The sequence below is a fragment of the Streptomyces tsukubensis genome, assembly GCF_003932715.1.
Taxonomy (GTDB): domain Bacteria; phylum Actinomycetota; class Actinomycetes; order Streptomycetales; family Streptomycetaceae; genus Streptomyces; species Streptomyces tsukubensis.
The window spans coordinates 4134509-4159940 of sequence record NZ_CP020700.1; the positions used below are offsets into that span (position 1 = coordinate 4134509).

At 71.7% G+C, this 25432-nt stretch carries 23 protein-coding genes; 8 read left to right on the forward strand and 15 right to left on the reverse strand.

Annotated elements, in window-relative coordinates; genetic code table 11:
• Positions 1-63 precede the first annotated feature (63 nt).
• Together B7R87_RS16800 and B7R87_RS16805 are read left to right on the forward strand one after the other, a co-directional pair.
• Positions 64-1053: a daunorubicin resistance protein DrrA family ABC transporter ATP-binding protein gene (locus B7R87_RS16800; protein ID WP_006347886.1), complete on the forward strand. Its 990-nt coding sequence runs from the start codon at positions 64-66 to the stop codon at positions 1051-1053.
• Entirely contained in the window at positions 1050-1838 is a 789-nt protein-coding gene (locus tag B7R87_RS16805; RefSeq protein ID WP_006347885.1) for an ABC transporter permease, read from the forward strand. Before B7R87_RS16800 ends, B7R87_RS16805 begins: the two co-directional genes overlap by 4 nt.
• A gap of 134 nt (positions 1839-1972) precedes the next feature.
• Here B7R87_RS16805 and B7R87_RS16810 read toward each other — a convergent pair whose 3' ends face one another.
• From B7R87_RS16810 to B7R87_RS16830, 5 genes are all read right to left on the reverse strand, one after another.
• Complete coding sequence (locus tag B7R87_RS16810) at positions 1973-2416, reverse strand: RICIN domain-containing protein (RefSeq protein ID WP_006347884.1); 444 nt, start codon at positions 2414-2416, stop codon at positions 1973-1975.
• A 207-nt stretch (positions 2417-2623) separates the two neighbouring features.
• The gene (locus B7R87_RS16815; RefSeq protein ID WP_157997782.1) at positions 2624-2956 is read right to left on the reverse strand and encodes a hypothetical protein; all 333 of its coding nucleotides are present in this window, start codon (positions 2954-2956) and stop codon (positions 2624-2626) included.
• 123 nt (positions 2957-3079) lie between these two features.
• The gene (locus B7R87_RS34135) at positions 3080-7873 is read right to left on the reverse strand and encodes a DNA repair ATPase (RefSeq protein WP_130584975.1); all 4794 of its coding nucleotides are present in this window, start codon (positions 7871-7873) and stop codon (positions 3080-3082) included.
• A 187-nt stretch (positions 7874-8060) separates the two neighbouring features.
• On the reverse strand, positions 8061-10103 hold the full coding sequence (locus B7R87_RS16825) for an SPFH domain-containing protein (protein ID WP_130584974.1): 2043 nt from the start codon (positions 10101-10103) through the stop codon (positions 8061-8063).
• A gap of 56 nt (positions 10104-10159) precedes the next feature.
• Positions 10160-10720 carry a DUF1449 family protein gene (locus B7R87_RS16830; RefSeq protein WP_006347879.1) on the reverse strand — a complete coding sequence of 187 codons (561 nt, stop codon included), beginning with the start codon at positions 10718-10720 and terminating at the stop codon, positions 10160-10162.
• 106 nt (positions 10721-10826) lie between these two features.
• Between B7R87_RS16830 and B7R87_RS16835 the strand changes: the two genes are divergently transcribed.
• Both B7R87_RS16835 and B7R87_RS16840 read left to right on the forward strand, forming a co-directional pair.
• Positions 10827-11894 carry a PucR family transcriptional regulator gene (locus tag B7R87_RS16835; protein WP_006347878.1) on the forward strand — a complete coding sequence of 356 codons (1068 nt, stop codon included), beginning with the start codon at positions 10827-10829 and terminating at the stop codon, positions 11892-11894.
• 94 nt (positions 11895-11988) lie between these two features.
• Positions 11989-12426, forward strand: coding sequence for a helix-turn-helix domain-containing protein (locus B7R87_RS16840; RefSeq protein WP_006347877.1), 438 nt, complete (start codon positions 11989-11991; stop codon positions 12424-12426).
• A gap of 138 nt (positions 12427-12564) precedes the next feature.
• Here B7R87_RS16840 and B7R87_RS16845 read toward each other — a convergent pair whose 3' ends face one another.
• From B7R87_RS16845 to B7R87_RS16860, 4 genes are all read right to left on the reverse strand, one after another.
• Positions 12565-12855, reverse strand: coding sequence for a hypothetical protein (locus B7R87_RS16845; RefSeq protein ID WP_130584973.1), 291 nt, complete (start codon positions 12853-12855; stop codon positions 12565-12567).
• Between the two features lie 122 nt (positions 12856-12977).
• The gene (locus B7R87_RS16850) at positions 12978-13184 is read right to left on the reverse strand and encodes a hypothetical protein (RefSeq protein ID WP_006347875.1); all 207 of its coding nucleotides are present in this window, start codon (positions 13182-13184) and stop codon (positions 12978-12980) included.
• Between the two features lie 122 nt (positions 13185-13306).
• A complete protein-coding gene (locus B7R87_RS34140; RefSeq protein ID WP_006347874.1) occupies positions 13307-13870 on the reverse strand; it encodes a DUF4240 domain-containing protein in 564 nt (187 codons plus the stop codon).
• Between the two features lie 87 nt (positions 13871-13957).
• Complete coding sequence (locus B7R87_RS16860; RefSeq protein WP_006347873.1) at positions 13958-14170, reverse strand: cold-shock protein; 213 nt, start codon at positions 14168-14170, stop codon at positions 13958-13960.
• Between the two features lie 207 nt (positions 14171-14377).
• Between B7R87_RS16860 and B7R87_RS16865 the strand changes: the two genes are divergently transcribed.
• Positions 14378-15022 carry a dihydrofolate reductase family protein gene (locus B7R87_RS16865; RefSeq protein ID WP_006347872.1) on the forward strand — a complete coding sequence of 215 codons (645 nt, stop codon included), beginning with the start codon at positions 14378-14380 and terminating at the stop codon, positions 15020-15022.
• A 61-nt stretch (positions 15023-15083) separates the two neighbouring features.
• Here B7R87_RS16865 and B7R87_RS16870 read toward each other — a convergent pair whose 3' ends face one another.
• Together B7R87_RS16870 and B7R87_RS16875 are read right to left on the reverse strand one after the other, a co-directional pair.
• Positions 15084-16049 (reverse strand): electron transfer flavoprotein subunit alpha/FixB family protein, encoded by a 966-nt coding sequence (locus tag B7R87_RS16870; protein ID WP_130584972.1) that lies wholly within the window; start codon positions 16047-16049, stop codon positions 15084-15086.
• A gap of 54 nt (positions 16050-16103) precedes the next feature.
• Positions 16104-16892, reverse strand: a complete 789-nt coding sequence (locus tag B7R87_RS16875) for an electron transfer flavoprotein subunit beta/FixA family protein (protein ID WP_130584971.1) — start codon at positions 16890-16892, stop codon at positions 16104-16106.
• Positions 16893-17008: 116 nt separating this feature from the next.
• Between B7R87_RS16875 and B7R87_RS16880 the strand changes: the two genes are divergently transcribed.
• On the forward strand, positions 17009-17764 hold the full coding sequence (locus tag B7R87_RS16880; RefSeq protein WP_078902233.1) for a TetR family transcriptional regulator: 756 nt from the start codon (positions 17009-17011) through the stop codon (positions 17762-17764).
• 218 nt (positions 17765-17982) lie between these two features.
• Positions 17983-18390 carry a Zn-ribbon domain-containing OB-fold protein gene (locus tag B7R87_RS16885; protein WP_006347870.1) on the forward strand — a complete coding sequence of 136 codons (408 nt, stop codon included), beginning with the start codon at positions 17983-17985 and terminating at the stop codon, positions 18388-18390.
• A gap of 81 nt (positions 18391-18471) precedes the next feature.
• Here B7R87_RS16885 and B7R87_RS16890 read toward each other — a convergent pair whose 3' ends face one another.
• From B7R87_RS16890 to B7R87_RS16900, 3 genes are all read right to left on the reverse strand, one after another.
• Positions 18472-18873, reverse strand: a complete 402-nt coding sequence (locus B7R87_RS16890; protein ID WP_006347869.1) for an SHOCT domain-containing protein — start codon at positions 18871-18873, stop codon at positions 18472-18474.
• An 84-nt stretch (positions 18874-18957) separates the two neighbouring features.
• The gene (locus tag B7R87_RS16895; RefSeq protein ID WP_045852954.1) at positions 18958-19512 is read right to left on the reverse strand and encodes an FxLYD domain-containing protein; all 555 of its coding nucleotides are present in this window, start codon (positions 19510-19512) and stop codon (positions 18958-18960) included.
• Between the two features lie 103 nt (positions 19513-19615).
• Positions 19616-21787, reverse strand: a complete 2172-nt coding sequence (locus B7R87_RS16900) for an MMPL family transporter (RefSeq protein ID WP_006347867.1) — start codon at positions 21785-21787, stop codon at positions 19616-19618.
• Positions 21788-22093: 306 nt separating this feature from the next.
• On the opposite strand from B7R87_RS16900, the gene istB reads away from it, so the two are divergent.
• A complete protein-coding gene (istB, locus tag B7R87_RS16905; RefSeq protein WP_332903350.1) occupies positions 22094-23458 on the forward strand; it encodes an IS21-like element helper ATPase IstB in 1365 nt (454 codons plus the stop codon).
• A gap of 90 nt (positions 23459-23548) precedes the next feature.
• On the opposite strand, the gene B7R87_RS16910 is transcribed toward istB, so the two are convergent.
• Entirely contained in the window at positions 23549-25123 is a 1575-nt protein-coding gene (locus tag B7R87_RS16910; RefSeq protein WP_006347865.1) for an alpha/beta fold hydrolase, read from the reverse strand.
• Between the last annotated feature and the right edge of the window lie 309 nt (positions 25124-25432).

A 25432-nucleotide genomic window follows, 5' to 3' on the forward strand; every position in this document is an offset into this window, starting at 1 on the left:
CCCCGGTGCACAGCGCGCCCGAACCCCACCCCACCCCACCGCTTCTTCGACCCGGAGTCCCCCATGTCCTCATCCGCCATCCCCGCCCCCAGGCGAGCGGACGCCCCGCCGTCGGCCGCCGGAATCTCCGCCACCGGACTGCGCAAGTCGTACGGCGAGAAGACCGTCCTCGACGGCATCGACCTCTCCGTCCCCGCAGGAACCGTCTTCGCGCTCCTCGGCCCCAACGGCGCCGGGAAGACCACCGCCGTCAAGATCCTCTCCACGCTGATCTCCGCCGACGGCGGACAGGCCCGGGTCGCCGGACACGACCCGGCCGCCGAACCGCAGGCCGTACGCGCCGCGATCGGCGTCACCGGACAGTTCTCCGCCGTCGACGGCCTGATCACCGGTGAGGAGAACATGCTCCTGATGGCGGACCTGAACCATCTCCCGAAGCGCGAGGGCCGGCGCGTCGCCGCCGAACTGCTGGAGCGCTTCGACCTCACCGACGCCGCCAAGAAGCCCGCCTCCACCTACTCCGGCGGTATGAAGCGGCGCCTGGACATCGCGATGACCCTCGTCGGTGACCCGCGGATCATCTTCCTCGACGAGCCGACCACCGGCCTCGACCCCCGCGCCCGCCACAACATGTGGCAGATCATCCGCGGGCTGGTCTCCGGCGGTGTCACCGTCTTCCTCACCACCCAGTACCTGGAAGAGGCCGATCAGCTCGCCGACAGCATCGCCGTCCTGAACAACGGGAAGATCGCCGCCCAGGGCACCGCCGACGAGCTCAAGCGGCTCATCCCCGGCGGGCACGTCCGCCTCCGCTTCTCCGACCCCGCCGCCTACCGGAACGCGGCCTCCGCCCTGCGCGAAGCGGCCCGGGACGACGAGGCCCTCGCCCTCCAGCTCCCCAGCGACGGCAGCCAGCGCGAACTGCGCTCCATCCTCGACTGGCTGGACTCGGCCGGTGTCGAAGCGGACGAACTGACCGTGCACACCCCCGACCTCGACGACGTGTTCTTCGCCCTGACCGGCGCCGGAAAGACCCAGGAGATTGCCCGATGAGCGCCCTCGCCCTCGCCGTCCGCGACACGTCCACGATGCTCCGGCGGAATCTGCTGCACGCCCGGCGCTACCCGTCGCTGACGCTGAACCTGCTGCTGACGCCGATCATGCTGCTCCTGCTGTTCGTCTACATCTTCGGCGACACCATGAGCGCGGGCATCGGCGGCGCCGCCGACCGGGACGCCTATATCGCCTTCCTCCTGCCGGGCCTGCTGCTGATGACCATCGGCAGCACCACGATCGGCACCGCGGTCTCCGTCTCCATGGACATGACCGAGGGCATCATCGCCCGCTTCCGCACGATGGCCATCCACCGCGGTTCCATCCTCATCGGACATGTCATCGGCAGCGTCCTCCAGTCGATCATCAGCGTGGTCGCCGTCGGCGCGGTCGGTGTCGCCATCGGCTTCCGGTCCACCGACGCCACGCCCCTGGAGTGGTTCCTCGCCTTCGGTCTGCTCAGCCTGTTCGCCCTGGCGCTCACGTGGATCGCCGTCGGCATGGGGCTGGTCAGCCCGAACGCCGAGGCCGCCAGCAACAACGCGATGCCGCTGATCTTCCTGCCGCTGATCTCCACCACGTTCGTCCCGCTCGACGCGATGCCCGGCTGGTTCCAGCCGATCGCCGAGTACCAGCCCTTCACCCCCGCCATCGAGACCGTCCGAGGACTCCTCCTCGGCACCGAGATCGGCCACAACGGCTGGCTGGCCGTGGGCTGGTGCCTCGCCCTGACCGCGCTGGGCTACTTCTGGTCCAAGTCGGTCTTCAACCGCGACCCCAAGTAGGTCCCGGCCGGCAGGGAAAGGGAAGCAGGCAGGCGGCGGGCTCCGGTGCGGACCGGGGACTGCCGCCTCCGGCCGTTCCGTACCGTACGTACGCCGGTAACCGCCCGCTCCTTCAGCCGCTCACCGCGCGGAGGTTACCGCCACTTCTGGTAGAGGCCGTTGTTGACAGTGTGCGTGTAGACCCGCTTGGCGGTGTTGCTGTCGAGCATCAGCCCGGTGGCGACGTTCTTGAAGGTCCTCATGTTCTGCGCGTCTATGGAGATCTCCCACATCTGGTAGGAGCCGCCGTTGCAGCTGAGGGTGTACGCCCTCCCCGAGGTGTTGCTGTCGAGACAGAGGCCCGTCGCGACGTTCCGCACCGTGTAGCTGGAGAAATTGGGAGTGTAGGCGACGGTCCACGTCTGGTACTGGTTACTGATATCGCAGACGTTGGTGTAGGCGCGCCCGGAGCTGTTGCTGTCCAGGCAGAAGCCGGTCTGGACGTTCTGGATCAGCCTGGTGGTCGACGCGAGGGTCGCCGCTTGCGCCTGCGATGCCGAGGCGAGGACTCCGGCACCGGCCAGAGTCAAGGAAGCCACAGCGGCGGCAAGGCGATTTTGCGTAAACATGGTTTTCCCTTCAACGGTTGCTCGGGCTGACGCGTGGAAACGTAGCCGAGGCCGATCGGAGGGAACAGAACACTTACAGCCAGTGCGTTTTCGGCAAGCAAATCCCGTGCTGCATACAGGAATTGGGGTGTCGGGACACTCTGCGAGCCGACGGGATCCGGACAGCAGGGTTTCTCTTCAGTGCGCGCCCCGGAGCGTATTCATCCGCCCGATGCGGACTCCCTCCGGCTGCCGTACGAGGCGCGCATGGCGGGCCCGGGTGCCGTTCCCGGCCGCCGGGCGGCTGCTCGTCCGGCCGAGCCGCGCGCCCGGGACCGCCGACGGGGTGCTGCCGGGCCCGGCAGCCCGCGCGGACGCCCTGTCCCCCGGCCCGAACACACCCCGCGCCCCGGCCGCCAGCGCCCGTACCCCGGCCGCCAGCGCCCGTACCCCGGCCGCCAGCGCCGACCCCAGCCGCTTCACCACTGCGACGACAACGCCGACCTGCCTGCTCCCGGAACGCGCGTTCATGAGCCCGACCTCCCGTATCGCGGTGTGTGCCGTCGACATCCGTATCCATACGGTCGACACCTACGAGATGCTCCGACCCCTCCATTTCGTCGCACCCGCGGGCTGTGAGCCGGGTCACTTCGGTCAGGGCCGCCCGGCCGCCGCCCGTACGATCGCCTCCTCCAGCGACGCGAGCCGCTCCACCAGCCCGCCGTACGGATCCCGCTCCGCATCCCGGGCCCGCGCGTACGCCTCCTGCACCGCGGCCCAGCGCACCGCCCCCGCCTCGTCGAGCGTCCCGCGCAGCGCCGCCAGCTTCAGCAGGTTCGCCTCGGTGTCCCCGGGCAGCGCCTGCGCCTCCGCCGTGTAGTGGTCCGTGACCACCGCCGCGACCTCCGCCTCCGTCATCGCCGGGCTGAGCCGCTGCACGATCCGGTTCATATTGCGGTACGAACCCTGGAGCCGGAACGGCGGTTCGGTACGGGCCGCCTCCGACACCCCCGCGGACGCGATGTACGCCGAGTTGACCGAGAGGACCGTCTCCCGGGCCGCCAGCACCTGCCGCAGCACCCCGAGGATCCGCTCCAGTTCCCCCGCGGCGTACGGATGGAGCAGCCCGTCGCGGCGGGCCACCGGGTCCCCGGCCGCGAGCCGTACCAGCAGCTCCACGTCCGACCGCTCCCGCCCGGCCAGCGCCGCCAGTTCGGGGTGCGAGGTCAGCGCGTTCTCCACGAAGCTCAGCCGGAACGCCTCCTCCTTCCCGCTCAGTACGTCTCCGAGGTTCCACACGTCGGCCCGGTTGGCCAGCATGTCCGGCAGCCGGAACCTCTCGCCGGATCCGGTGTACGGATTGCCCGCCATCACCACCGCGAACCGCTTGCCCCGCAGATCCCGCCCGCCGAGGGTGCGGCTCGCATCGCACAGCGGCAGGAACTTCTGGAGCAGTTCGGGCGAGGTGTGCTGGATGTCGTCCACGTACAGCAGCACGTTGTTGCCCGCCGCGACCGCGAAGGCGATCTTCTCCAGCTCGGCGCGGGCCGCCGCGTCCGGCGCCTGCTCCGGGTCGAGGGAGACCGTGCCGTGCCCCAGCGCCGGACCGTCGACCTTGACCAGCAGCAGCCCGAGGCGCTCCGCGACGTACTCGACGAGCGTGGTCTTGCCGTAGCCGGGCGGCGACAGCAGCAGCAACAGGCCGCCGCTGTCGGTCCGTTTGGCGTCGCCCGCCGCGCCGAGCTGCCGGGCCAGGCTGTCGCCGACGAGCGGCAGATACACCTCGTCGACGAGCCGGTTGCGGACGAACGCGGACATCACCCGCGGCCGGTACTCGGCCAGCCGCAGCCGGGCCCGTTCGGCGTCCACGAGCCGGGACCGCAGGGCGCGGTAGGCGCGGAATCCGGGCACGTCCCGGCCGGCGAACACGGTGGTACGGGAGAGGAACTCGTCCAGCCCGAGGTCCAGCGCGCCCCCGCTGATCCGGGGGTGGTTGCCGAGCAGGCCGTCGACGGTCACGGCGGCGGGGCCTTCGGCGTCGTAGCGGTCGAGGTCCGGATACAGCTCCAGGGCCACGGCTTCGGCGAGCACCCCGGGCGGTACGTCGCGCCCGGTGGAGCGGGCGTAGGAGGTGAGCCAGCCTTCGGTGATCCGCCGAACCGTCCCGGGCTCATCGCCCTCGTGGCCCGTCCCGCGGTACGCCCCGTCCACGGTTTCCCGGAAGGCCGCCACCAGCGTCCGGGCCGCCGGGCCCGTCACAAAGCCGCGGCCGCCCGCCAGCTCCTCCACCAGATACCCGGCCGTCTCCTCCGCCGAATCGTTCCCCGCCGTACCGCCCGACGCGCCCTCCGACCCGGCGATCGCCTCCGCCAGCTCCTGGTGCAGCGCCCCCAGCGCCGGAGACGGCCCGAACCGCTCCCGCGCCGCCACCAGCGACACCGCCTCCCGCGTCCACCGCGCCCGGTCCGCCGCGTCCGCCCCCGCCCAGAACGCCTGGGCCCGCGCCCGCTCCCCGCCCCCGTACCGCAGCAGCCCGCACACCGCCCACAGCCCCGCCGCCGCCCGCAGCACCGCAACCGCGTCGTGGTCGTGGACCCCGCGCTCGTACCCCTCGTCGTACGCCTCCGCCACCGCCCCGGCCACCAGCTCCGCCGGATCCCCGCCCGCGACGGCCGCGGGCAGCAGCCGGGCCGCCAGATACTCCGCGCGGTAGACCTCCGGCGACTCCGACGGCAGCGACCGCCCCCAGTAGGGCCGCGCCGCCGCGAACTCCGGGCCGCCGCCGACCGGCCCCCGCCAGTCCGTGCCCGTCAGCGCGAACACCATCCCGTCGCCCTGCGGCAGCAGCGTCAGCTCCGGCTCCCGCGCGGTGACCGCGAACGCGTGCCGCCCCAGCCGGATCGTGCCCCCGCCGTCACCGAACAGCTCGCGCCGGTCCCGCAGCGCCCGTACTGCCTCCGCACGGGCCGCCTTCAGCCGCCCCTCCACCTCCTCGGCCCGCACCGGATCACCGAGTTCCCGCAGTTCGGCGGCGGTCCGCCGGATCCGGGCGACCATCGGGTCCGAACCGAAGTACGCGTGCAGCGCATCGCTGCCGTCCAGCGCCGCCGCCCGCCGGGCCACCGCCTCCAGCACCCGGCGCGCCGACTCCGCGAGCCGCTCCGTGCGCCGCGCCCGCTCGTCGTCCAGCGACTGGCGGCGCGCCGAGAACGCCTCGTACACCTCCGTCCGCTTCCCCGCGATCTCCGCCAGGAAGCCGTCGTGGTCGGGGAAGCGGGACTCCAGGTTCTCCAGCTTCAGCAGCAGCGCGGCGAGCCGCTCGTCGCAGTCCTCCGGCGTCCCGGCCGCCGCCAGCCCGCCCGTCACCGACTGGGCGAGCAGGGCGAGTTCCGCCGCGAACTCGGCCCGCCCCTCCCGGTCCGCCAGCTCCCGGCGGCGGCCCGCGAGGGCGGCGCGGGCCCGGTTGACCAGGGCGGAGACGGCCGCGATGCGCTCCAGGATGCCGGTGCGGACCGTGGTGTCCCCGATGTCGAGCCCCGCGACGACCTCGGTCAGTTCACCGAGACCGGCGGCGCGCGCGTCCAGCCCCGCCACCACCTCACCGGCCTCCGCGGCCGTCGTCAGCCCGGCGGCCCGGTCCGCCAGCGCCGTGATCTCCGCGCGGTAGCCGTCGAAGGCCTCCTCGCGGGCGAGGAACGCGATCGCCCGGCGGCCCGCCGAAGCGGTGTCCGCCGCGACGTCGTCCGCGAGCGCGTCGATCGCGCCGGTGTCCGCGTACCGCAGCTCCTTCAGCGCCAGCAGCCGGCCGCGGGCCGACCGGAGTTCGGTGATCCGCCCGATCCACTCCTCCGCCGATGCCGGGGACTCGCCGCGCACCCGCCGCACCAGCCGGGCGATCGCCGCGGCCTCCCCGGCGAGTGCCTCCGCGGCCTGCCGGGTCAGCTCTCGTACGGCCGCGAACTCCTCCACCGCCGAGGCCGCGGTGGTCCGGATCTCCTCCAGCGGGCCGCGCAGCCCCCCGGCGTCCGCGTCGCCCAGCCACGGATGCCGGTCGGCGGTCCGCTCGCAGTCGGCGGCCAGCGCCTCGTAGAGCCCGGCCGTCGGCTCGCCCGCCGCGGCTTCCACGGCGCCGCGCGCGACGGCGAAGGCATCCGCGACCGCCCGCACCAGGGACGCGTTCCCGATCCGGGCGAGCGGGCCGTCCGGATCCCCGGCGGGGGCGTGTTCGCCGTGTTCTTCGGAGATGTACGGGCTCCGCCAGATCTGCACCTCGTGGGTACGGGACGGCTCCCCGCCGTCCGGCGCGGCGAGCGCCACCAGCGTGCCGTCGTCGAGCAGCGCCCAGCCCTCGCAGCCCAGCGGCGCCACGACCTCCTTGCGGACGGTGTCGTACGGCAGCAGGACGCACCGGCCGCCGTCCGGGGCGCGGAACGCGTAGAGCACGCTGTCGCCGCCGGGGGAGCGGACGGCCCGCTCGAAGGCGGCGTCCGGGTGCGGATCCTCGAAGGCCTTGGCGGATCCGGACCCGGCGGACCGGACATAGCCGCCGGGGAAGACGACGCCCTGGTCGTCGGGGAGCCGCCGCAGCGCGCCGCCCGCACCTTCGAGACGGGTCACCGAGCCGGTGAGGGTGTGGACGACGAGCTGCCGCACGGCGTCCTCGTTGTACGGGCGGACCCGCAGCAGCACCAGGGGTCCGACGCGGGCCCAGGACACGTCCGCGTCCGCGAGGGCCTGGAGAGGCTCGGCGACCGGCTCGGAGAACACGCCATCGGGGGCGGTGCTGTCGGCGGTGCCGTCGCTGGTTTTCACGGTCAGCGTGCCGCCGGTCGTCGACACGTACACGCCGCCGGTGATCCGGATCTGCGGATGGCGGCCCGGGACATGGTCGTCGCGGCCGGTCGCGGTCCAGACGATGTCGTCCGGCGGCGGCGCGGCGGCGAGATCGCGCTCCCCGCGCCCGTCGAGGAATCCGAGCGGCGAAAGGGACCAGCGCAGAACGCGTACGTCGTCGTTCTTGCCGGTGCGGAAGACGGCGAGGAGCCGGTCGTGGGTGACCAGCAGACGCGCGGGCCTGGCGCCCTGGAAGAAGCGGCAGAGAGCGGCGAACTCGGTCCGGAAGGCGGGGTCGTCGAGGAGCCCGGGGACGGCGTCCTCGGGGAGCGGGGCCAGCTCGCGGTCGTACAGCGCGAAGACATCGGCGGGTTCGGTCGTCGGGGAGAGCGCGGCGGGCGCGTCGCGGAGGAGGAGCAGCGCGCCGCCGACCGCGACGAGGTCGCGGGGCGTACCGGGTGCCGCGGTACGGAGCCGACCGGTCCCGGCGAGGGAGAGTTCGGCGCTCCCGAAGGCGGCGGTACGGGCCCGGTCGAGCGCCCCCGCCCGCTGCGCCAGCTCGTCCCCGCGGGCCCGCAGCCGGTCCCGCAGCACCTCGTAGGTCCCCGCGTCCATGGTTCTCCTCCGTGTCTTTCGTACCTCCGCGGCCCGGCGCGCCCGCGGTGGTGCCCGCGGCTGCCGTCCCCCGTGGCGGCAGCCGCGGAACTCTCCAGGTGGGTGGGGCCCCGGGCTCTCCGGTCGGGCCCGCGGCTGCCGCCCCCCGCGCGGCAGCCGCGAAACCCTCCCTGCCCGGGGCCCGGGCTCAGCCCGTGCCGTTCAGCCCGCTCGTCCCGCTCAGGGCGCTCGTCCCGCCCAGCCCCGCCAGGGACTTGTCCGCCAGGCCCAGCCGCCGGGCCGCGTCCAGCAGCTGCCCGAGCTGTCCCTCCGCGCCGCCGCCCGAGCGCATCAGCTGCGTCAGGAACGCCGACACCGTCAGGTTCTGCACATCGGCGGCCGACACCGACCCCAGCACCGACGCCAGGTCGTCCGGGAAGGCCCGGGAACCGTCCAGCCACGGCCCGGCGAGCTGCTGCACGGTCGACGACTTCTCCACGAACCCGTCGACGCCCTTCCCGAGCGCGATCGCGCCGACCAGCCGGTCGAAGAAGACCGACTCCCCGCCCACGATGTCGATATCGGCGTTCTCCAGCCCCACCGAGATGAGCTGCGCCTGCGCCTCCGCGACCTTCCGCTGCGTGTCGAGCCCCGCGAGCCGTACGTCCCGCTCCGCCTCCAGCCGCAGCCGGTACTCCTCGTGCCCTCGGCCCGCCTCGTCCAGCGCGGCCATCGCCGCCGCCTTCTCGGTGAGCCCGGCGGCCTCGGCCGTCAGCTTCTCGCGGACGCCGTCCGCCTCCGCCTTCAGCCGCTCGGCGAGCGCCGCCGCCTCCGCGCGGCCCGCGCGCTCGATGACATCGGCCTCCTTCTCGCGGACGGTGACCGCGGCCAGGCCCTCGGCCGCGGCCTCCGCCCGTACCCCCTCCGCCAGGCGGATCTTCGCGCGGGCGTCGAGTTCGGCGGACTTGTTGCGGGCCTCCGCGAGGGTCAGCTCCTCGGCGGCCCGGTGGACGGCGGACTGCTCGGCGGCCTCCGCGGCCTTGATGTCGCGGACCAGCTGCTCCTGCGCCGCCGCCTCCGCCGCGATGACGACCTTCTGCCGCCCCCGCTCGGCCTCCTCGACCGCGCGCAGCCGCTTGATGGACTCCTCCTGCTCCGCGACGGTACGGTCCACGGCGACCCGCTCCCGGATCACCTCTGCGATCTCGCGGCGCTCCGCCTCGACCTCCTTCTCGGCGGAGATCCGGGTCAGCTCGGTCTCCCGCTCCCGGGCGATGACCTCCAGCAGCCGGTCCTTCTCGATGCGCTCGTTCTCGATGGCGATGACCCGCTCGCGGTTCTTCGCGGCGACGGCGACCTCACGGGTCTGGTTCTCGCGGTGGACGCCGAGCTGCTCCTCCGTCTTGAGGAACGCGGTCTGCGCGCGCAGCCGCTCCTCCTCCACCACCCGGGCCGTCTCGGCCTCCTCGCGGGCCCGCGAGGTTTCGATCTCACGGCGCTGCCGGATCTCGGCGTCGGTCTGGCGGCGCTCCAGTTCGAGGATCGCCTCGCGGGCGTCGACGTTCTGGCGGGTGATCTCCTTCTCCTCGTCGCGCAGGTACTCGTTGGTGCGGACGTGTTCGACGGCGGTCAGCTCGGTGATCTTGCGGATGCCCTGGGCGTCGAGGATGTTGTCGCGGTCGAGCTGGGCGAGCGGGGTCTGCTCCAGATAGTCGATGGCCGCGTCTTCGAGGCTGTAGCCGTTCAGATCGGTGCCGATGACCTGGATGATCCGGTCCCGGAACTCGTCGCGCTTGGTGTAGAGGTCGGTGAAGTCGAGCTGTTTGCCGACGGTCTTCAGGGCCTCGGAGAACTTCGCGTTGAACAGTTCCTGCAGGGTGGCCTGGTCGCTGGCGCGGGCGGTGCCGATGGCCTGCGCGACCTTGATGACGTCCTCGACGGTCTTGTTGACGCGGACGAAGAACGAGATGCGGATATCGGCGCGGATGTTGTCGCCGCAGATCAGGCCGTCGCGGCCGGTGCGGGAGATCTCGATGGTCTTCACCGAGATGTCCATGGTCTCGGCCTTGTGGAGGACGGGCAGGACGACCTGGCCGGTGAAGGTGACGTCGACCTTTCTCATCTTGGAGACGATCAGGGCCTTGCCCTGTTCGACCTTGCGGAAGAGCCGGCCGAGTACGAGGACGGCGACGACGACGAGGAGGAGGACGAACGCGACGAGCAGCGCGGCGCCCAGGGTGATGGCATCCATGAGGAAATCTCCGGAGTTTCGGAGCGGAAGGCGCCCACGGGTCCCGTGCGGGGACGTCAGGAGGGGGCGACCCAGAAGAACTCGCCGGCGGAGTCGTACGCGTACAGCAGCGCGGAGCTGCCGGACGAGAGCGCGTACGCGTCCTCGGCGGACTGGCGGACCTGGACGACGGCGGTGGAGCCGTCCCGCGCGGTGACCTCGGCCTGGCCGAAGCCCGCGTCCACCCGTCCCGTACGGATGGTGCAGGTCAGCCCGATGAAGTCGTGGCGGGACGGCCCGGGTTCGTCGGGGAAGAGGGTGGCCAGCGGGCGGACGAGCAGGCGGGTGAGCCACCAGGAACCGCCCAGGGCGGCCACCAGGACGAGGGGCCCGAGCGCCGCGGCGAGCAGGACGGATCCGGTCAGGCTCAGAAACCAGCCCAGGGCGATGAAGAGGGAGGCCGAGACGGTCACGGGGACGCCGCCGAGCCCGAGGGCGGAGGCGTCGAGATCGCCGTCGAAGCCGTCGTGGCCGACGGCGCCCAGCAGGACGAGCAGCCAGAAACCGAGCACGACGACGAGGGCGGAGGTGAAGAGGAGGGTGGGGAAGGCGGCGACGTTTCGCAGGAACTCGTCCATGCCGTACCCTCCTCTCCCTTTCCTGCCCCCGGCCAACGAGACCGATCATGCTGGGGGAATGTGCCCCTCCGCATTGCCGTCGTCCGGCAGTCTTTACGCTTCCTTAATGCCGGTGGCGCACCACGAGGGGGAAGAGATGCTGGAGAGCGGATACATCCGGATACTGACCGACGCCTGCGCGACGGGCCGCCGTCTCACCCGGGACGAGCGGGAGTCGCTGCGGGCGGGCGGTGAACGGGCGGCGGAGGCCGGTACGGGACTGCGGGAGCTGGTACGGGGGCAGCTGGCGGCGGCCGAGTCCCTGCGCACCGGGCTCCCGCGCCAGGCGGCGGACCACCTGCTCTCCATCGTCGCGGAGGCGGTGGACGTGTTCGCGGAGGGTCATGAGCGGGCCCAGCGGCTTGCCGTCCGCAGGCAGGAGGCGGCGCGCCGGGAGTTCATCGACGACCTGCTGTACGGGCGGAGCGACCTGGGCCGGCTGGCGGAGCGTGCCGAACGCTTCGGGCTGCTGCTGTCGCATGCGCATGCGGTCGCCGTGGCGGAGGGCCCGGAGCCGTACGACGACGGCTATCCGGTGACCCGCCAGGTGGAGGCGTCCCTGCTGACCCGCTTCGGCGACCGCCATCTCCTCCTCACCACGAAGGACGGGCGGCTGATCTGCATCGCCCCGGGGGACCAGCAGGACGTGCTCCGGTACTTCGCCAAGCAGGCTTACGCGGCGACGGACGGCGGCCGGGTCGCGGTCGGCCGCGCCCACCCGGGCCCGGGCGGGGTGGTCCACTCGTACGAGGAGGCCCTCAACGCACTGGACCTGGCGTCCCGCATGGACCTGGACGCGCCGGTGCTCCATGCGGCGGACCTGCTGGTCTACCCGGTCCTGACCCGCGACCGCCAGGCGATGGCGGACCTGGTCCTGTCGGTCCTGGGCCCCCTCCGCACGGCCCGCGGCGGCGCCCGCCCCCTCCTGGACACGCTGACGGCTTACTTCGACACGGGCTGCGTGGCGGCGGAGGCGGCGCGCCGGCTGTCGCTGAGCGTGCGGGCGATGACGTACCGCCTGGACCGCATCCACAAACTGACGGCAGCGGACCCGTCCGACCCGGTCCACCGCTACACGCTCCAGACGGCGGTCATCGGCGCGCGGCTGCTGGGCTGGCCGGAGCGGGAGCTGTAGCGACCGCCCCCGTTCGCCCGTAACAGGTTGCCACCCCTTGCCACCGAGGTTACATTTATTGCAGATGGCCCGTTCGTCGGATGGAGGTGCACCTATGGCTCGCACAAGCGTCCTCGCACGCGCCACGAAGGTCGAGCCGCACGGCGCGCACCACGACGAGCTGGCCGAAGCGGGCCGGATGGCTCCGGACGATGTCGAGGTGATCCTCAGAGGACCGGGCGGTGCGGAGGTCACGCTCCCCACCGAACTGGTCCGACTCCTCATCGCCTCGGCCGGCGAGCTGGCCCGAGGCCACACGGTCATGGTGCTCGCCTCGGAGGCTCAGCTGTCCCCCGGTGAGACGGCGGAGTTGCTGGGCCTGTCCCGCCCGTTCGTGGTCCGCCTCCTGGACAGTGGGGAGATCCCCTCGACCCATCTGCCGGGCAGTACCCACCGGGTTGTCCGCCTGGCTGATGTCCTTTCCTTCCAGCAGCGCCGCGAGCGTCGAAGAGAAGGCCGGCGTCAGATCGCGGAGTTGCTGGACGAGTCCTGACGCCCGGCGCTGCGCGAGCCGCTCCGGCCCGACCTGGTCCGGAACACCGGCCCCGGTCGAACCGGACGCGATCCTCGCGCTGACAGCCGACCGTGCAGGGGGCGCCCCGACCCGCTGCCGAACGGGCCGGGGTATCCCTCAGTCCAGCGGGTAGGTCACCGTCTCCGCCACCTGAGGGCTGTGTGCCCGGGCGGCCGCCCGGACGAGTTCCTCCGCCCGGGGATCCGACTCGTCATGAGCGTCACTGATCCACTCGCAGGAGCACGAGGCAACGAAGTACGGGATGTGCTGGTCGCGTTCGCGCCGGGGCGGGTTGGCGTATCGCACGTGCCAGATGTCCACGAAGTGCGACTCCGGGGGCGTCTCCTTCGTCCCGGCGGTGGATCTGCCGCGGCGAAGGAAGGAGCCCCAGATTCCGGATATGCCCATGCCGATGATCGTGGCCCGGCCGCGCACCCGCTGACCAGCCCCGCGACAGAAATTCGGCGCGGAACCCAGGGATTTCTTCCGGATCAGGCCGGATCAGCCCGGCACGATCCGGAAGAGACGGCCTAACCGCCGTCGGCGCCTCCGCTGTTGTCTCCGCCGCCACTGCGCCCGCCGCCGCGGCTCTTCCCGAGCGCGCGGGCGACCGCTCCGGCGAACAGGGTCACCGCGGCCACCCTCCGGACCCACGGTGGCCCACCGCGCTCGGACCACACCACACAGACACCCCCGAAGGCGACAAGCACCAGAACACCAATGAGCGCGATCTCCATATGCCCTCCGGCCGACTCTCGGGGTTGCTGCCCGACAACAACGACTCGCTCTACCGGAAGAAGGCTCCCATGGCCTTTCGGTTCCCCCGGCGGTGTCCCCGGCAAGATCCGGAAGACACGGCCTAGGCGCGCGCCCGTACCGGGAAGAGCGCGTCCAGCCGCGGTGTCTCCGGCTCCTCGACGACCCCGGCCTCATCCTCCTCGGGCGTGTCCCGCCCCTCCTGGAGCGCCTCCAGCGCCTCGTAGAACGCCTCCTCGTCCTCGCCCGCCAGCGCGTCGAAAGCCTCCTTCGCCACGTAGTCCAGCTCCTCCCACTCCGGCCACTCGTCGTCCCGCCAGACCCGCACATCACGCCCCGCGAGGGCCCGCACCTCGGGTATGTCCGCGAGCGCGTCCGGATCGGCGAGTACCGCCTCGTACGTGGCCCGGCCCTGCGCCACCAGCCAGAGCGCGAAGTAGTCGAAGCCGTCGTCGGAACAGAGGCCGCTTTCGATGCGCATGACCGCTCGCAGCAGGGTCTCCATGGTGACCGCATCGCACGCGGCCTCCAGATGGGCCTGGAACTCGACCACCGCCTCCGCGGGCAGCCGCAGCAGCTCCTCGCGCAGCCCGCTCAGACGCTCGGCCCGGTCACCTGTGCGGCGGCTCAGTTCGTCCATGAGCGCCCAGAAGGTCTTCTCATCCATGCGGCACAGGATCACAGCCGGCACTGACACAGCCCGGTGACCTGTGCGGACGGGCCCGCCGAACCCCGGCGGGCCCAAAAATAGTGTTTAGCCCGCCACCTGGACTTTGTCCGCCTGCAGCCCCTTCTGGCCCTGCACGGCCTCGAAGGTGACCGTCTGGCCCTCCTTCAGGGACTTGAAGCCGTTGCCTTCGATCGCGCGGAAGTGCACGAACAGGTCGGACCCGGATTCCGGCGTGATGAAGCCGTATCCCTTTTCATCGTTGAACCACTTCACAGTGCCGTTCTGGCGCTCGGCCACGTCAATCCTCACTCAGGTGCCGTCGGTCATCGTCTTCGGCAAATGCCGGAACGATCATTACACACAGGGTTGCCTTACGCCTACGGAGAGCCACCTGTGGGAGAAAGTTGCCCGACGGTTGTCGATCCGGCCGGGTCCCGTTCGACGACAGGACGGGTGGCGCCCCCGCCGCCCGTCGAAGCGACCGAACCTGACGAGGGAAACCCCATGAACCAACTGCTGCGGGTCATGAACTTCAACGTGTCCAGCGACGGCATCGGCGCCGGTGAGGACCAGACGCTGGAGCGGCCCTTCGGCTTCGAACACCCCGAGAGGCTGTTCTCCTGGGCCGGTGCCACGGCGAGCTGGCCCATGCGTACGGACGCCGGGGGGAGCCGCGGGCTGGACGACTACTTCACCCGGGACTTCGCCCGCAACATCGGCGCCGAGATCATGGGCCGGAACAAGTTCGGGCCCCAGCGCGGGCCCTGGCAGGATCACGAGTGGCTCGGCTGGTGGGGTGACGAGCCCCCGTTCCACACGCCCGTGTTCGTGATGACCCACCACGAGCGTCCGTCGTTCACGCTCTCCGACACCACGTTCCACTTCACCGGCGGGGACCCGGCGACCGTCCTCGAACGGGCGAAGGAGGCGGCGCAGGGCCGGGACGTCCGGCTCGGCGGCGGGGCCTCCACCATCCGGCAGTTCCTCGACGCCGACCTGGTCGACACCCTGCATGTGGCCGTCTCACCGCTGAAGCTCGGGTCCGGGGTACGGCTCTGGGAGTCGCCCGACGAGCTGCTCGACCGGTTCCATCTGGAGGTCGTGCCCAGCCCGAGCGGTGTGACGCACCATCTGTTCTGGCGCAGATGAGGCGAGGACACGGCAGTGCCCGGTGGGGACGCACCTCCCACCGGGCACCGGTCCGCGGCCGTCAGCCCTTGCGCTTGTTGATCTCTTCGGTGAGCTGGGGGACGACGGTGTGGAGGTCGCCGACGACGCCGTAGTCGACGAGGTCGAAGATCGGGGCCTCGGCGTCCTTGTTGATCGCCACGATCGTCTTCGACGTCTGCATCCCCGCCCGGTGCTGAATGGCGCCCGAGATACCCGAAGCGATGTACAGCTGCGGCGACACACTCTTACCGGTCTGCCCGACCTGGTGGGCGTGCGGGTACCAGCCCGCGTCCACCGCAGCCCGCGACGCGCCCACCGCACCGCCCAGCGCATCCGCGAGCGCCTCGATCAGTGCGAAGTTCTCGCCCGAACCCAGCCCCCGGCCACCGGAGACCACGATCGCGGCCTCCGTCAGCTCCGGACGCCCCGTCGACTCCCGCGCCGACCGCGACACCACCCGCGCACCCCGCACACCGGCCGCGAAGTCCACCGCCAGCTCCTCCACCGCCCCCGCACCCTCCACCGGCTCCACCGGGGCGCTGTTCGGCTTGACCGTGATGACGGGGATGCCGCGGGTGACCCGGGAGCGGGTGGTGTACGAGGCGGCGAACGCCGACTGCACCGCCACCGGACGGCCGTCCTCACCCGCCTCCACGTCCACCGCGTCCGTGATCACACCCGACTCCAGCCGCAGCGCGAGCCGGGCGGCGATCTCCTTGTTCTCCCCCGACGACACGAACAGCACCGCCACCGGATCCACCAGCTCCACGGCCCGCTGCACCGCATCCACCTTCGGCACCACCAGGAAATCCGCGAACTCCGACGCCTCCGACACCAGCACCCGCGAAGCACCATGCCCCGCCAGCACCCCGGCCGTCTGCCCGGCGCCCGCGCCCAGCGCCACCGCGACCGGCGTGCCCAGCCGCCGCGCCACCGTCAGCAGCTCCAGCGTCGGCTTGCGAACCGACCCCTCCACATGATCGACAACAACCAGAACATCCGCCATGACACACACTCCAGAACAGAAGAAGGAAGCGAAAGGAAGCAGGGAAGAGACGGGTCAGACGAATTTGCGGGACGCCAGGAACTCCGCCACCCCACGGCCTCCCTCACCCTCGTCCTTCACCACGGTCCCCGCACTGCGCGCAGCCCGCGCCTCCACCCCGTCCACCGCGGTCCATGCCCCCGCCGAGCCCACCAGCTCCGCGTCCAGCTCCAGCTCCTCCAGATCCCAGGACTCCACCTTCTTCTTCTTCGCCGCCATGATCCCCTTGAAGGAGGGGTAACGCGCCTCACCGGACTGGTCGGTCACCGACACCACCGCCGGCAGCTCCGCCTCCACCACCTCCGACGCCACATCCCCATCACGCCGCCCCGACACCACACCACCGGCCACCGACACCTCCGACAGCAGACTCAGCTGCGCCACCCCCAGCCGCTCCGCCAGCAGCGCCGGGAGCACCCCCATCACCCCGTCCGTCGACGCCATCCCGCACACCACCAGATCGAACCCGGCCCGCTCCACCGCCGACGCCACCACCAGCGACGTACCCATCACATCCGAACCGTGCAGATCGTCGTCCTCGACATGGATCCCCGCGTCCGCACCCATCGACAGCGCCTTGCGCACCGCCTCCCGCGCATCCTCCGGACCCACCGTCAGCACCGTCACCGACGCATCCCCGTCAGCCGCCTCCGAGATCCGCAGCGCCTGCTCCACCGCATACTCGTCCAGCTCCGACAACAGACCGTCCACACCCTCACGATCCACCGTCAGATCATCCGCGAACCCACGATCGCCACTGGCATCGGGCACGTACTTCACACAGACAACGATCCTCAAGCTCACGCCGGGCTCCTGACTCCTGCCGATGGAGGGTTTGTCCCGTTGAGGCTATGGCACCAAGTACCCTCTGTAAAGGTACCCAGTGCCAAAACTGCTCCTCCGGTGTTACGTTGCCCGCCATGACAGAGGTACGCAAGCGACGCAATACCGAGGTGCCCATGCGGGAGGCGCTCGCCCGGGCCGCGTTCGAACTCTTCCTCGACCGGGGGTTCGAGCGGACCACGGTGGACGACATCGTCGCGCGTGCGGGCGTCGGGCGCCGCTCGTTCTTCCGGTACTTCCCCTCCAAGGAGGACGCGGTCTTCCCGGACCACGAGGGGTGCCTGGTCGAGATGACCGCTTATCTGGAGGCGAACACCGGCTCCCCCGACCCGGTCGGCACGGTCTGCGACGCCGCCCGGATCGTCATGCGGATGTACGCGGCCAAGCCGGACTTCTCCGTCCAGCGCTACCGCCTCACCCGCGAGGTGCCGGGCCTGCGGACGTACGAACTCTCCGTCGTACGGCGGTACGAACGCACCCTCGCCAACCACCTCCGGGCCCACGGGCCCAAGGGCCCCGACGGGTCGCTGCGCGCCGAGGTGATCGCCTCCGCCGTGGTCGCCGCGCACAACAACGCCCTGCGCTCGTGGCTCCGGGCGGGCGGCGAAGGGGACGCCGAGGCCGCCGTGGACCACGCCCTCTCCCTCGTACGGGACGTCTGGGGTACGTCCGGGAGCTTCGGGACCCCGGCGGTCACCGCCCTTCCGGCGGGCCTGCCCGAAGGGGACGGGGAGGTCGTCGTCATGGTCGCCCGCAAGGGCACCCCCGTCTGGCGCGTGGTCCAGGGCATCGAGTCCGCCCTCGGCGCCCCGCCCGGCACCGGCGGCGCCTGAGCCGTCCGAGCCGCCTGAGCCGTCCGAGCCGCCTGAGCCGTCCGGGCCCGACCCAGCCGACCGGGCCCGACCCGGCCGCCGGCACTCCCCGGGGTCGTACCACCGCACTCCGTACCAGAATCCGGCACCCAGTACCTAGGCAACTAGGCACTCAGTGCCATATGGTGCGGAGGCGCGCGCAGCCCGAGCCGACCAGTGCAGGGGGTCACCGCATGTCAATGTCCCAGCCCGGAACCGACCGTCTCGCCCCGCCGCAGTCGGCGGCGACCGCGGTGGCGGACCGCGACACGGGTCTCGTCTATCAGCGCTGCCGCTGGTGCGGCAGCGTCGCCTTCCGCAAACTGCTCTGTCCCGTCTGCTCCTCCAGCGAACTGGAGGACGCGCTCAGCACCGGTGAGGGCGTCGTCATCCGCTCCGCCGTCGTCCACCGCTACACCCGCATCGCCCGCAACGAGTCCCTCGTCCGCTTCCCCGAGGGCTTTATGTACCGCTGCCGGGTCGTGGGCGCCGCGCCCCATCTGATCTGGGTGGGCGCCAGGGTCCGGCCCGTCGCCGGGACCGGCCTGGAGGCGGGCGAACTCGTCGTCGAACTCTGCGACTCCGTCCGTACCGCCGACTGGCACTGAGTCCCCGCCCGGAGCGCCGGGGCGGGGACTCGGTGCACTGATGACGAGTACCGAGGTGCACCGATGAGGCGCACCGCGCGGTCAGGCCAGGATCTTCGCCTTGGCCTGCTGGTACTCCTCGTCCGTGATCGCGCCCTTCTCCTTCAGCTCGTGGAGCCGGGCCAGTTGGTCCACATCCGCCCCCGGCGCCCCACCGCCTTCACCCGCGGTCTTGCGGATGTACGACTTGAAGGCGGCCTCCCGTTCCTGTGCCGCCGACATCTCGCGCTCGCCCATGGAGCGGCCCCGGAAGATCACGTACAGCAGGACACCGAGGAACGGCAGCAGGATCACCAGGATCATCCAGCCCGCCTTCGCCCAGCCGTTGAGGCTGTGGTCGCGGAACAGGTCGGTGATGACCTTGAACAGCAGGAACAGCCACATGATCCACAGGAAGAACCAGAGCATGGTCCAGAACAGGTTGAGGAGCGGGTAGTCCTCCATGGTCGGCTCCGTTCGTACTTCGTGAGCGGTCGTGCCCGGTGAGCGTCGTGCTCCGGGAGCGTTCGCGTTCTGCGAGCGTTCGGGTCAGTGGCGTACGGCCTGGGCGACGTCCGTCTTCACCTCGCCCGTGAGATCGCGGTTGCTCTGCGCGGTGGCGGACTTCGACTGGCCGGCCGGGACGTCCGAGAGCGTCACCACGACCGTGTCGAGCAGATTGCCGCTGGTGTCCTTGTAGTCGACCTTGACCGCGAAGGACTTCGTCGAGTCGGCGGTGTTGCGGACGGTGACGTCGACCGTGCTGCGGCCGTTCTTGATGGCCGGGGCAGCGAGCGTGACGTCGCTCTTCACATTGGTGCCGCCCTTGATTTCGTCGATCTTCTTCTGCGCCGACGCGGACGCGGAGGCGGCTGCTCCGGTGGCCTTCGCGCCGACGGACGCCGCCGCCGACGCCGCACCGGAAGCCGCCGACGCGGCTCCGGACGCCACGGACGCCGCCCCGGATGCCACGGACTCGATACCGGACGCCACGGACGACGGACTGTTGTTGTTTCCGCACGCCGCGACGCCCGCCGCCAGGACGGTCGCCGTGAGGGCGGCTACGGCCGCGCTGACGGCCGGGCGCTGCCAGGGACGTTTCATGTCGTGCGCCTCCTCCACGCGCTGGGCGCGTACAGGCCCAGTGAAGGAGGCACCCGGGCCCGGCGCATGCGGAGGTCCGCCGTCCGGGTGAATGCCCGCCCGGCTACTCCGTCCCCTCCGGATGGAGCCTCGGCATGATCCGGTCCAGCCATCGCGGCGTCCACCACGCCTTGTCCCCCAGCAGCGTCATCACCGCAGGGACCAGCAGCAGCCGGACCACCGTCGCGTCGATCAGGACGCTCGCGGCCAGGCCCAGGCCCAGCATCTTCACCACGATGTTGTCGCTGATGACGAACGCCGCGAAGACGCTCACCATGATCAGCGCGGCGCAGGTGATGACCCGTGCGGTGATCTCCAGCGCATGGGCCACACTGGCCCGCGCGTCGCCCGTGCGCAGCCAGGCCTCGTGGACCCGGGAGAGCAGGAAGATCTCGTAGTCCATGCTCAGCCCGAAGACGATCGCGAACATCATCATCGGGACGTAGCTCTCGATGGGCACCTTCCCCGACACCCCGAGCGCGGGCCCGCCCCAGCCCCACTGGAAGACGGCGACCACGACCCCGTACGAAGCGGCGATCGACAGCACGTTGAGCACGGCCGCCTTGACCGCGACCCGCAGGCCCCGGAACACGATCAGGATGACCAGGAACGCCAGCCCGACGACGGCCGCGATGATCAGGGGGAGCCGGGCGGAGACGATGTCCAGGAAGTCGACCTGGGCGGCCGTGGTGCCGGTGACATAAGTGTGGGCCGCGGTGCCCGCGACGGCGTCCGGGAGGACCTGTTCCGTGAGCCGGTCGACGAGTTCGGTGGTCCGCTCGTCCTGCGGGGACGCAACCGAGTACGCCGTCCCGACCAGCACCTCCCCGTCGGCCGTCGGCCGGAGCGCGGTGACCGACGCCGCGTCCGGTACGGCGGAGAGCGCGTGCTGTACCGAGGAGGCCAGCGCCGCCCGGTCCGCCGCCGGGACCGCGCTCTGGTCGACGACCAGCGTCAGCGGCCCGTTGGAGCCCGGCCCGAACGCCGCCGACATCAGGTCGAACGCCCGGCGGTCGGTGAACGAGGTCGGATCGGCGCCGTCCCCGATATGGCCGAGCTGCATGAAGAACACCGGGAACGCCAGCACCGCCAGCACCACGACCCCGCCCGTGAGATACCACCAGGGCCGGCGCTCCACGCGCAGCGCGTACCGGTGCCAGGTGCCCTGGACCTCCTCGCCGGGCGCGGCGTCGGTCTCCGCCACCAGGCCCCGGACCCGCAGTTTGTCGATACGGCGGCCGAGGAGGGCGAGGACCGCCGGTACGAGGGTGAGCGCGCCCAGCACCGCCGTCACCACGGTCACCGCCGCCGCGAGCCCGAGCTTCCCGATGAAGGCGAGGCCCGACACCCAGAGGCCCGACAGGGCGATGACGACCGTGCAGCCGGAGAGCAGGACGGCGTGTCCGCTGGTCGCGGTCGCCTTCCCGGCGGCCGTCACCGGATCGTCGCCGTTCATCAGGTTCTGCCGGTGGCGGGTGACGAGGAAGAGCGCGTAGTCGATGCCGACGCCGAGGCCGATCATCGTCGCCAGGGTCGGGGACACGGTCGCGAAGGTGGATGCGGCCGCCAGCAGTCCGAGCAGTGCCAGCCCGCACACCACGCAGATCAGCGCGGTCACCAGCGGCAGCAGGGCCGCGAAGACGCTGCCGAAGCCGATGAGCAGCACGATGACCGCCACGGCGAAGCCGATCGCCTCGCTGGCGCGGTCGTTGGGTTCGGGCCGGGCCAGTTCACCGAGCGGACCGCCGTACTCCACCTGGACGCCCGCCGCCCCCAGCGGTTCCACCGCCGCGTCGACGCCGTGCAGATAGTCGGCGCCGAGGGTGGACGGCGGTACGGCGAACCGGACGGTGATGTACGCGGTCCGCCCGTCGGGCGCGAGCGGTCCCTCGTTCGACGAGGGCACGGTGAGCGGATCCTGCGCGGTCAGCACCTCGGGCAATTTCCCGAGGCCCGCCACGGTCTGCGAGATCTCCGCGGTGGCCTGGGTCAGGGGCCGGTCCGCGTCGTGCAGCACCACCTGGCTGCTGTAGCCCCCGGCCGCCGGATCGTGCTCCTTGAGCACCTCCACACCGTGCTGCGACTGGGTGTCCGACAGGGTGAAGTCGTCGGAGTAGTCGCCGCCGTAGAGCTGGTGCAGCACCTGGAGTACGGCCAGCGCCACCAGCCACGCCACGACGACGAATACCGCCCGCCGGGCACACCACTCACCGATCGTTCGCAGCACACTCCGCATTCAAGGCGGATCCGCGGGCCCCGGCACCCGGTGCGCGGGGAACGGGTGACGGGTGAGGGGCGAGGGGTGGCGGCCGGGCGGCTTCCGGCGCACCGCCCCCAGCAGCACCCCGCCGGAACGTGCCTGCTCCGTACCCCCGCCGGACGCGCCCCTCGCGCGCCCCGCTCGCACCGGCCGAAAGCAGTGCTCCGGGCCCCGGTGCGCCGGTCGGCTCCGTGACAACTGACCCGGTCGGCCGTTGACAGCGTGGGCGCGGGCCGCGCCGACCGCGCCCGATGGCCGCCCGAACCCTGTTGGGAGACGCCCTTGCACGGTCACGCCACGTCCGCGCCCCACGCACCCCACGTCAAACACGCACCGCGGGAGTCCCGCGGGCCGAAACCCGATCTGCGGAGCTACGCCGCCTCGTCGCTCGGCTATGCCCTCTTCGCCACCCGCTGGCTCCAGGCACCGCTCTATTTCGGCCTCGTCGCCGCCCAGGGCGTCTACGTCTACAAGTTCTTCAACGAGCTGTGGCACCTCATCCAGCACATCGTGAGCGGCCAGGCCGACGAGACCATGGTCATGCTGGCCGTGCTCAAGCTGGTCGACGTCGTCATGATCGCGAATCTGCTGATCATGGTGATCGTCGGGGGGTACGAGACCTTCGTCTCCCGGATCGGTCTCCAGGGCCACCGGGACCAGCCCGAGTGGCTGTCGCACGTCAATTCCAACGTCCTGAAGGTGAAGCTGGCGACCGCGATCGTCGGCATCTCGTCCGTCCATCTGCTGCAGATGTTCGTGGACGTCGCCCACACCTCCCAGCACGCGCTGCTGTGGGGGACGGTCATCCATATGGCGTTCATCCTGTCGGCCGCGATCCTCGCCTATATGTCGGGGCCGATGGAGAGCGCGGGCAACGGCCACCACGAGACGGGCGGGGGCCCGGCAGGCGGCGCGCCCGCCGAACCCGTCGCGACCGAACCGGCCGGCGCGGCCCTCCCCGAGCCCGCGCCGACCGCGCCGGTCGTTGCCGAGGTCCCGCACGCCAGGCCGGAGACCGTGCCCCCGCAGTCCACCGGGAACCCGGCGGTACGCGAAGGCTCGTCCGCCGAGTCCCGGATCCGGGCCGCCGGATTCCCCGCCCGCAAGACGCTGGAGGACTTCGACGACGAGCACCAGCGCGCCTTCGACTGGGAGACCATCACCCGGCTCGGCGCCCTGGACTTCGTCGAGGCCCGCCGCAACGCGGTCTTCCTCGGCCCGCCCGGCACCGGCAAGACCCATCTCGCCGTCGCCCTCGGCATCCGCGCCTGCCAGGCCGGGCACGACGTGGCCTTCGCCACCGCCACCGAATGGGTGGACCGGCTGACCGCCGCACAGTCCGCCGGACGGCTCGGGGAGGAACTGGCCCGGCTCGACCGCCACACCCTGCTGGTGATCGACGAGATCGGCTACGTACCGTTCTCGCCGGACGAGACCCGGCTGCTGTTCCGGCTGGTCTCGCACCGCTACGAACGGGCCTCCACCATCGTCACCAGCGACAAGCCGCTGGCGCAGTGGACCGAGACCTTCGGCGACGGACCGGTCACCTACGCCCTGCTGGACCGGCTGGTCCACCACGCGGACGTGATCGGACTGAAGGGGGACAGCTTCCGGCTGCGGGACCACGATCTGGCCGGACGGCGCTGAAGCAGCAGCCGGCCGCCTGAAGAGCAGCGGGGCCCGGGGCGCGGTCGGTCGCGCCCCGGGCCCCGCTGCTCTTCACACGGCCGGTCCGGCTCAGCGGGTGCGGTGGATCAGATGGTTGTCGATGACCGGCTTCACGGCGGGCATCAGGTAGAGGACATGGCCCACGGTGTCCACCTCGTGCAGGGTCGCCGTCGGGATCGCGGCCGCCATCCGCCGCGCCCCCGCCAGCGGCGTCGGCAGGTCGTACACGGCGTTGACCACGAGGACCGGCGGCAGGGTGCCCGCCGCCTGCGCGGGCCGGGGCTCGACCGGCAGCGGCGAGCCCTGGCAGCTGAGGGTGAAGCTCAGGGCCTGGTCGTTGTAGCGGACGTACGGGGCGGCCGCGGCGACCCGCTCGCGGATCGCCCGGTACTCGGCCCAGTCCCGGATCCGGTAGTCGCTGTCCCGGCAGAGCACCAGCGGGATCGCCGCGTTGACGGGCCCGTCGCCGTGGAAGCGGACCTCGCCCTTTCCGCTGTACAGGGCGCCCAGCTGCTCGGTCGCCTGGTCCGGGTAGCCGCCTCCGGCGAGGCCGTTCAGCAGCCCGGTCAGCTCGTCGGGGGTGACCTTGGCCCGGGTGGGGCCGTTCGGGCCGGGCTTGCGGAGGGTGCCGGCGTCGGCCCGGGCGAACAGCTCGTCGATGACGGCCGTCAGCTTCTTGCCCTTCGGCAGGCCCGGGGCGGTGCAGGAGGGGTCTGCCGCACAGCTCGACGAGAGCTTCTCCAGGGATTTGCTGGCGGTGACCGCGGTGTCCGTGAGGTACTGCTCGGCGCCCGACGGAGCCGGGTCCATGGCGCTGTCCAGGACCATCGTGCGGAGGTTCTTCGGGAAGAGCCGGGAGTAGCGCTCGCCGAGGAAGGTGCCGTACGAGTGCCCCAGGTAGCTGATCTTCCGTTCACCGAGCGCGGCCCGGATCGCGTCCATATCGCGGACCACGCTGTTGCTGTCCATCTCGGCGGCGAGCGGGCCGGTCCCCTGGCGACAGCTCTGTATCGCCTGGGCGTTGAGGGTGCGGACCTTCTCCCACTCGGCCGCGCTGCGGGGGCGGGACGGGATCTTCGCGAAGGCGGCGTCGTCGCAGACGGCGCTCCCGCTGCGGCCGATGCCGCGCGGGTCGAAGCCGACGATGTCGAAGCGCTGGCGGAGCCGGGTGGAGTAGCCGTCGATCGGGTTGTCCGCGTACATGGCCGATTCGACGCCCGAGTTGCCGGGCCCGCCCGGGTTGACCATCAGGACGCCGATCCGCTTCGCCGGGTCGGTGGCCTTCTGGCGGGCGACGGCGATACCGGTCCTGGGCCCGTTGGGCTTCGACCAGTCCACCGGCACCTGGACCGTGCCGCATTCGGCCTGCGGGCCGGGGTCCGGCATGGGCGGATCGCCCTTGCAGGGGCCCCAGACGATGGGCGTGGACGCGCCGCCGGGCGGCTTCGGGGCCGACTTCCCGGCGGGTGCGGCCGTCGCGACCGGGGCGGCCAGCGCGGCGGATGCGGCCACGGCGAGAAGGACGGAGAGCGCCCGCCGCCCGGCGGCCGGGCTTCCGCCGGAGGCCGGTTCCGCACCGGGTTCTGCACCGGGGGCCGGGACGGGGCGCGGGTTCGTCCGAGTGATCGGAGTGCTGGGATTCATGGCGGCCACTGTTGCGGCCATGGGTGATGAGGTCTCCATGGGAGTGTGATGAGCAGGTAACCGAAGACGTGCGAAGTGCCGTGCGGGGCACAGGGGTTCGGCGGTACGGGGCGCTGCGAGGGCCTTTCCCGGGGTGGGTTCCCGGCCACCGGGCAGTCGCTGGGGGCATGACAAGAGGCCGGGAGGGAAGGGGTTGGTGGTGCGGCCGGGACAACGGATTCCGCTCTGGTCACCGGGCCGGAGCATCTGTAGCGTGCAAGGAGTTTTGCCGCCGATACACCATCGGCGAACGCGTCACGGTCCGGTATC

What these genes read in the sequence shown, in the direction of transcription:
- B7R87_RS16800 (WP_006347886.1), top strand. Translation starts at nt 64, where the DNA reads ATGTCCTCATCCGCCATCCCCGCCCCCAGGCGAGCGGACGCCCCGCCG.
- B7R87_RS16885 (WP_006347870.1), top strand. Translation starts at nt 17,983, where the DNA reads ATGTCCCAGCCCGGAACCGACCGTCTCGCCCCGCCGCAGTCGGCGGCG.
- B7R87_RS16895 (WP_045852954.1), bottom strand. Translation starts at nt 19,512, where the DNA reads ATGAAACGTCCCTGGCAGCGCCCGGCCGTCAGCGCGGCCGTAGCCGCC.
- B7R87_RS16805 (WP_006347885.1), top strand. Translation starts at nt 1,050, where the DNA reads ATGAGCGCCCTCGCCCTCGCCGTCCGCGACACGTCCACGATGCTCCGG.
- B7R87_RS16815 (WP_157997782.1), bottom strand. Translation starts at nt 2,956, where the DNA reads ATGAACGCGCGTTCCGGGAGCAGGCAGGTCGGCGTTGTCGTCGCAGTG.
- B7R87_RS34140 (WP_006347874.1), bottom strand. Translation starts at nt 13,870, where the DNA reads ATGGATGAGAAGACCTTCTGGGCGCTCATGGACGAACTGAGCCGCCGC.
- B7R87_RS16910 (WP_006347865.1), bottom strand. Translation starts at nt 25,123, where the DNA reads ATGAATCCCAGCACTCCGATCACTCGGACGAACCCGCGCCCCGTCCCG.
- B7R87_RS16880 (WP_078902233.1), top strand. Translation starts at nt 17,009, where the DNA reads ATGACAGAGGTACGCAAGCGACGCAATACCGAGGTGCCCATGCGGGAG.
- B7R87_RS16865 (WP_006347872.1), top strand. Translation starts at nt 14,378, where the DNA reads ATGAACCAACTGCTGCGGGTCATGAACTTCAACGTGTCCAGCGACGGC.
- B7R87_RS16900 (WP_006347867.1), bottom strand. Translation starts at nt 21,787, where the DNA reads ATGCGGAGTGTGCTGCGAACGATCGGTGAGTGGTGTGCCCGGCGGGCG.
- B7R87_RS16870 (WP_130584972.1), bottom strand. Translation starts at nt 16,049, where the DNA reads ATGGCGGATGTTCTGGTTGTTGTCGATCATGTGGAGGGGTCGGTTCGC.
- B7R87_RS16825 (WP_130584974.1), bottom strand. Translation starts at nt 10,103, where the DNA reads ATGGATGCCATCACCCTGGGCGCCGCGCTGCTCGTCGCGTTCGTCCTC.
- B7R87_RS16890 (WP_006347869.1), bottom strand. Translation starts at nt 18,873, where the DNA reads ATGGAGGACTACCCGCTCCTCAACCTGTTCTGGACCATGCTCTGGTTC.
- B7R87_RS16830 (WP_006347879.1), bottom strand. Translation starts at nt 10,720, where the DNA reads ATGGACGAGTTCCTGCGAAACGTCGCCGCCTTCCCCACCCTCCTCTTC.
- B7R87_RS34135 (WP_130584975.1), bottom strand. Translation starts at nt 7,873, where the DNA reads ATGGACGCGGGGACCTACGAGGTGCTGCGGGACCGGCTGCGGGCCCGC.
- B7R87_RS16840 (WP_006347877.1), top strand. Translation starts at nt 11,989, where the DNA reads ATGGCTCGCACAAGCGTCCTCGCACGCGCCACGAAGGTCGAGCCGCAC.
- B7R87_RS16845 (WP_130584973.1), bottom strand. Translation starts at nt 12,855, where the DNA reads ATGGGCATATCCGGAATCTGGGGCTCCTTCCTTCGCCGCGGCAGATCC.
- B7R87_RS16850 (WP_006347875.1), bottom strand. Translation starts at nt 13,184, where the DNA reads ATGGAGATCGCGCTCATTGGTGTTCTGGTGCTTGTCGCCTTCGGGGGT.
- B7R87_RS16835 (WP_006347878.1), top strand. Translation starts at nt 10,827, where the DNA reads ATGCCGGTGGCGCACCACGAGGGGGAAGAGATGCTGGAGAGCGGATAC.